The following is a 414-nucleotide window of genomic DNA, read 5'->3' as shown; positions in this document are numbered from 1 at the left end:
CGTAGGTGCGCGTCATTTAGATTACAGCAAACCGAAAAGTAAATTCGGTTACATTTTTGATAGTAGCGGAAATGTGGGTCAAACGATTTTGAAAGGTCCATATAGTAGTAGGATCTGGATGAAAGTAAAAGGAAATGCGGCGCATATTGCTCTGAATTCAGAAGAAGGGAATAATGCGTTCATTTTAGCGGCAGCTGGTTTGTTGAAGCTGAACTTAGGTGAGATCGATGATGAAACCTTAGCAAATATAGGTATTATCGAAGGCGGAGAACTCACTTCCATTATACCGGGCGAAGTGACAGTCGTTGGTGAAGTGCGTAGTTTCTCCAAAGATAAGTTAAATAAGCAACTACAACATATGGAAGACGCCATGCGTAAAGCTGTGGAAGATCGTGGTGGCTCCGTAGACGTGAA

General features: G+C 42.3%; 1 protein-coding gene. It reads left to right on the top strand.

The window, feature by feature from the left end; translation table 11 throughout:
• Positions 1–118: 118 nt before the first annotated feature.
• Positions 119–414: peptidase dimerization domain-containing protein (locus CSV68_RS16750; protein ID WP_233192961.1), on the top strand; the 296-nt coding region annotated here is incomplete at its 3' end.

It is taken from the genome of Sporosarcina sp. P29 (assembly GCF_002743265.1).
In the GTDB taxonomy this organism is placed as follows: domain Bacteria; phylum Bacillota; class Bacilli; order Bacillales_A; family Planococcaceae; genus Sporosarcina.
The sequence above is the reverse complement of the archived record's forward strand: the minus strand, read 5'-3'. Positions and strand labels throughout refer to the sequence as shown.